This is a genomic window from Pseudomonas sp. IT-P2 (assembly GCF_949767575.1).
Lineage (GTDB): Bacteria > Pseudomonadota > Gammaproteobacteria > Pseudomonadales > Pseudomonadaceae > Aquipseudomonas > Aquipseudomonas pharyngis.
Map to the genome: position 1 here is coordinate 1 of NZ_CATKQA010000032.1, position 628 is coordinate 628.

Genomic DNA, 628 nt, shown 5'->3' on the forward strand with positions numbered 1-628 from the left:
CGTAAAGAGGACTATCCCGGTGATGACGCGAGCATCATTGATCTGGAAAAACTGGCGGGTAATCCATTGCTGCTGGTCGTGATCACCAAAGACAACCGCTTTGTGGTAGGTGACGAGATTGTGGCGACCTATACCACTACAGGGCAATCCGACCCCGTGGTAGTCCGGGGCAAAGTCGAAGAGGATCCCTTCACTGGGAAACTGCCCTGTTTCCTTGAAGTGCCCAATGACAAGGTCTTCGCTGGCAGCAAGGTGACTGCGAATTATGAATTGCACAGGCCCACAGTTGGTTTGGTGGGGATTTCCAACATGGCTACCGCAACGGTGACAGGGACTGCCCCGGTCAATCTGAATCCACCAACACTGGTGCCACCAGGGACCAACCCCATTGATGTGCTGGCCTACGAAAACGGAGTCACCGTGCGCGTCGAGCACCTGTCAGCATTGCCGGGTGACCAGGCTCGGTTGCTGGAAGTTAACCCGTTACCCGGCGCAGAACCCTTTCCAATACTGACACTCAACCAGAACAAGCGCGCCAACTTTAAACTTGCTCCCGCGTTTCTCGTAAAACGGCGCGGAACAGCCATCAAATTGCTCTGGGAATTGATTCGAGGAGGAAAACCCGAAG

1 pseudogene is annotated in these 628 nt (G+C 54.5%); it reads left to right on the forward strand.

Features of this window, described 5'->3' with window-relative positions:
- Positions 1-628 (forward strand): annotated as a pseudogene (locus ACM6JM_RS16050) (hypothetical protein); the annotation flags it as partial.